This is a genomic window from Paenibacillus sp. F024 (assembly GCF_057814255.1).
Window position 1 is genome coordinate 1 of record NZ_JBVASZ010000075.1, and the last position, 4,140, is coordinate 4,140.

General features: G+C 47.5%; 6 protein-coding genes. 1 reads left to right on the plus strand and 5 read right to left on the minus strand.

The annotated features are described in order from the left end of the window. Both ACZYR9_RS27130 and ACZYR9_RS27135 read right to left on the minus strand, forming a co-directional pair. Nucleotides 1–151: orotidine 5'-phosphate decarboxylase / HUMPS family protein (locus tag ACZYR9_RS27130; RefSeq protein WP_488980463.1), on the minus strand; the 151-nt coding region annotated here is incomplete at its 3' end. A 65-nt stretch (nt 152–216) separates the two neighbouring features. Continuing rightward, nucleotides 217–777 (minus strand): DJ-1/PfpI family protein, encoded by a 561-nt coding sequence (locus ACZYR9_RS27135; protein WP_488981467.1) that lies wholly within the window; start codon nt 775–777, stop codon nt 217–219. 128 nt (nt 778–905) lie between these two features. Between ACZYR9_RS27135 and ACZYR9_RS27140 the strand changes: the two genes are divergently transcribed. Continuing rightward, nucleotides 906–1,301, plus strand: a complete 396-nt coding sequence (locus ACZYR9_RS27140) for a winged helix-turn-helix transcriptional regulator (RefSeq protein WP_488981468.1) — start codon at nt 906–908, stop codon at nt 1,299–1,301. 69 nt (nt 1,302–1,370) lie between these two features. Here the strand turns inward: ACZYR9_RS27140 and gnd are convergent, their stop codons facing one another. From gnd to ACZYR9_RS27155, 3 genes are all read right to left on the minus strand, one after another. After that, nucleotides 1,371–2,276 (minus strand): phosphogluconate dehydrogenase (NAD(+)-dependent, decarboxylating), encoded by a 906-nt coding sequence (gene gnd / locus ACZYR9_RS27145; RefSeq protein ID WP_488981469.1) that lies wholly within the window; start codon nt 2,274–2,276, stop codon nt 1,371–1,373. Nucleotides 2,277–2,318: 42 nt separating this feature from the next. After that, nucleotides 2,319–3,812 (minus strand): glucose-6-phosphate dehydrogenase, encoded by a 1,494-nt coding sequence (gene zwf / locus ACZYR9_RS27150; RefSeq protein WP_488981470.1) that lies wholly within the window; start codon nt 3,810–3,812, stop codon nt 2,319–2,321. A gap of 167 nt (nt 3,813–3,979) precedes the next feature. Continuing rightward, a partial coding sequence (locus tag ACZYR9_RS27155; protein ID WP_488981471.1) for an orotidine 5'-phosphate decarboxylase / HUMPS family protein occupies nt 3,980–4,140 on the minus strand: 161 nt, incomplete at its 5' end.

Sequence of the window (4,140 nt, forward strand, 5' to 3'; positions counted from 1 at the left end):
AAGCTTCCTTGATTTCTTTTACCGCTCTGAGTCCTTCGTTAATGACAACCGGCGTACCGATTTCTACGATATCGATATGGTCTTGAACCTCCGCTACCAGTTGTTTTGCTCCCGGAATATCTACCAAATCCAATGCTAATTGCAATTTCATGTCTGTTTCTCTCCTCTTTTAAATGTTTTTTTTATTTTTGGCAATAATGGATATGATTCGCAATCTTAATTTGCTGCATTAAGCTGCTTTACGAATTCTTTCATCAGCTGTGGAAGGTCGTTCCAAGCATGACCGGAAATCAGGTTGCGGTCAACGTGGCAGCGCGTCTCGATGTATTTCGCGCCCGCCGCTTCCACTTCCGGACGGCAAGCGAAGTAGGCTGTCATTTCACGGCCCTTAATTTCATCAGCGATGACGGAAAGCGCCTGGCTGGCATGGCAGAGAATCATAATCGGCTTGTTCGCTTTAAAGAAGTGGCTTGCAAGACGGCCAAAATCCTTATGCAGGCGAATATGCTCAGGAGCTCGTCCGCCAGGAATAATCAAGGCGTCGAATTCTTCCGGATTGATATTGTCAAAGGAAGCGTGCGCCTCGATGTTATATCCTTTTTTCTCGGTAAAAGTCTGCCAGTCTTCAAAATCGTGAACAACCGTAGCAAGTACTTTTTTATCGGTAGGGGAAGCGATGACTGCCTCGTATCCCTCTTCCAAACAGCGATAGTAAGGATAATATACCTCTAATGCTTCTACAGCATCGCCGGTTAAAATCAATACTTTCTTGGACATTTTGCACACTCTCCTTTATCATAGTAGCTACAATGTACATTCTATACCGTATAGAGAAATTACAGAAGAATGCACTTTTTTGTGCGCTGGTTACAAAAAAGTTACTTTAAAATGGTAAGGAGAATACGATGTCCGATCTGCGAAAAGAAATTTTAGATAAAATTAATAACGGCGATTTTAATTGCGAGAAAGAGTTAACCTTATCGATTATCAGCGGAAAGTGGAAGATCGTCATCCTGTGGCATTTGGGCAGAGAGGGCGCACACCGCTTCAGCGAGCTTCAAAGACTGTTCCCCAAAATCACGCATAAAATGCTGACAAGTCAGCTGAAGGAATTAATCGATGACGGTATCGTCTTTCGTGAAGTGTTTCCTGAAGTGCCTCCAAGAGTGGAATACTCGATGACCGAGCTTGGCATGACATTAATGCCGATCATTGAAATGATGTATGAATGGGGCAAAAAGAGAATCGAAGATATTCAAAATTCAGATCATGCCATCCCGCATTCCAACGCATCCAACTGACAAAACAAAAGTTGACCGGCCTGAACACCGGTCAACTTTTTAGTCAGCTTTTCAAGATAGGAATGAGGACTATACCGTAGCTTTGCTTTTTTCCACAGCATGTCCGCCAAATTCATTTCTTAATGCCGCTACCACTTTGCCTGTAAAGGTATCCTGATCCAAGGAACGGTAGCGCATCAATAAGGACATCGCAATGACCGGCGTTGCCGCTTGAAGATCCAAGGCTTCCTCTACCGTCCACTTGCCTTCGCCGGAGGAATGCATCACACCCTTGATCTCATCGAGCTTCGCATCCTTCGAAAATGCGCGTTCGGTCAATTCCATAAGCCAGGAACGAATGACGGACCCATGGTTCCATACTTTGGCCACCTGCTCATAATCAAAGTCGAATCCGCTTTTCTCCAGCACCTCGAAGCCTTCTCCGATGGCCGCCATCATTCCGTATTCAATTCCGTTATGGACCATTTTCAGATAATGGCCGCTTCCGGCCTTGCCGGCGTACAAATACCCGTTCTCCACTGCAGTATCCCGAAAAATCGGCTCCACTGTACGCCATGCCTCCGGATCCCCGCCAACCATGTAGCATGCCCCATGACGGGCTCCTTCCATTCCTCCCGAGGTCCCGGCATCCATATAGTGAACTCCGGCCTGCTTCAGCTCGTTATAGCGGCGGATCGATTCCTTATAATGCGAATTTCCCGCCTCGATAACGATATCCCCCTTGGACAAGAACGACGTAAGCTCCGAGAGTACGGAATCCACTACGGCGTGAGGAACCATAATCCATATGATTCTGGGCGCCTGCAATGAGGAAACGAGCTGCTCCAGACTGGTTGTGCCTTGTGCGCCGTACGCTTGAAGCATTTTTACAGCATCGCTGTTCAAATCGAACGCCACGACTTCGTGCTTGTGATCGATCATATTTTGACCCAAATTCAATCCCATTTTACCTAAACCGACTAATCCGATTTTCATATGGTTCTTTCCTCCTGCATATCTCTTTCTCTAATTGTGTTCTTATGTGGTTACCAGCTGCGGCAAATCCCGGGCTGCCGGCGCTTCGTCATGCCACCAATGAAATCCCTGTTCGTCCAATAAGGCGTTCGCCGCCGCCGGACCAAACGAGCCTGCCGGATAGGAATGAAGAGGAAGAAGATTTTCTTCGAATGCCTCCAAAAGGGGCTGTACCCAGGTCCAGGCCAATTCCACCTCTTCCCAGTGGGCAAAAAATGTGGCATCGCCTCTCAACGCATCGAACAGCAGAAGCTCGTAGGCTTCCGGCATCCGTTCAGCTGACACCGAGAAATCCATGATCACAGGCTCCAATTGTCCATTTGGATTCCTGCCGTTCAGCTGCAGCATGATTTTTTCATCCGGATTGATTTGAATTGTCAGCAGGTTAGGAGCATTGCCGGCATCCGCATGCGGCTCCTTTAATCTGTCTTTAAATTCAAGGACAATTCGTGTCGACTTTTCCTTCATCCGTTTTCCCGTCCGGATATAAATCGGAACATCCTTCCAGAAAAATTCGTCAATCCATAACCTGGCGGCAACAAAGGTATCCGTCATGGAATTCGCATCCACTCCCGGCTCCTCCCGGTATGCCGCAGCGGCTTTCCCTTGAATTTCTCCCGCTCCATACTGGCCGCGGACGATATGCAGTGCCGCATCCTCTTTACAAATAGGCCGGAGAGATTTCAACAGGCTGCTTTTTTGCTTGCGGACATTTTGCTCTGTGACGGGTGTCGGCAAATGCATGGCTGTCATCATCAGCAGCTGCAGCATGTGATTTTGAAACATATCCCGAATGGCTCCGGCGCCTTCATAGTAACCGGCTCTCTCCTCTACACCCACCGTTTCGCTGGCTGTAATCTGAATATTGGCAATGTATTGATTGCTCCATAGCGCTTTGAGAATCGGATTCGCCGGAATAAGGGTTTCCAGGTTCTGCACCATCGGCTTGCCGAGATAATGGTCAATCCTGAAAATTTCCTCTTCCTCGAAAGCCTGGCTCAAATTGGCGTTTAACTGCCGGGCCGATGCCAAATCGTGTCCGAAAGGCTTTTCGATTATAAGCCGTTTCCATCCTTTACCATCGCCCAACCCGCTCTCCTTGATATTCAGGGCAATGACATCAAAAAATTCAGGCGCAACGGACAAATAAAACATCCGGTTCTGCGGAATGTCGAGCTCCTTTTCCCGCTGTTCCACCTGCTTCAGCAGCTCCCGGTAGCTCTCCTGGTTCGTAACGTCCATAGCGAAATAACGGAAGCAGCGAAGAAACGGCTCCAGCTGGGAACGATCTTGAGGCTTACGTCTGGAAAAGGTGTCCAGCGAATTTTCGACATAAGCCTGGAATTCCTCATCTGTAAACGGCTTTCGTCCCAAATTCATCACCGAAAATGACCGCGGCAGCTTTTGCTCGAGGTAAAGGTTGTACAATGCCGGGAATATTTTTCTTTTGGCCAAATCCCCGGTTGAACCAAACAAAACAAAGGTCATCGCATCCATATCTATTTTCACCTGCTTTTTTCTATTTTTCGAATAAAACAACAGCTTTTTGAAGAGCTTATATAGTAAACAAATAGTCCTCACTATATAAAAGCGAGGACTATAGTCATCATTCATGCTTACGTATGGAGTCTGTAACCCCTCCGATGGCGGTAAGAAATCTGCTCTTAAGCCTGCTTGATCAATTGCTGCATCTGGGCTGCTGCGGCTTTTTTATCTTCTTGTCCGGTAATGCCGCCGCCTACGATAACAAGGTCAGGCTGGGCTTTGATCACTTCCGGCAATGTGCTGAGCTTGATGCCGCCGGCGATCGCCGTTTTTGCATTTT

Bases quoted from the DNA above. Each gene is read 5' to 3' on its own strand.
- ACZYR9_RS27135 (WP_488981467.1), bottom strand. From the start codon at position 777: ATGTCCAAGAAAGTATTGATTTTAACCGGCGATGCTGTAGAAGCATTA.
- ACZYR9_RS27140 (WP_488981468.1), top strand. From the start codon at position 906: ATGTCCGATCTGCGAAAAGAAATTTTAGATAAAATTAATAACGGCGAT.
- gnd (WP_488981469.1), bottom strand. From the start codon at position 2,276: ATGAAAATCGGATTAGTCGGTTTAGGTAAAATGGGATTGAATTTGGGT.
- zwf (WP_488981470.1), bottom strand. From the start codon at position 3,812: ATGGATGCGATGACCTTTGTTTTGTTTGGTTCAACCGGGGATTTGGCC.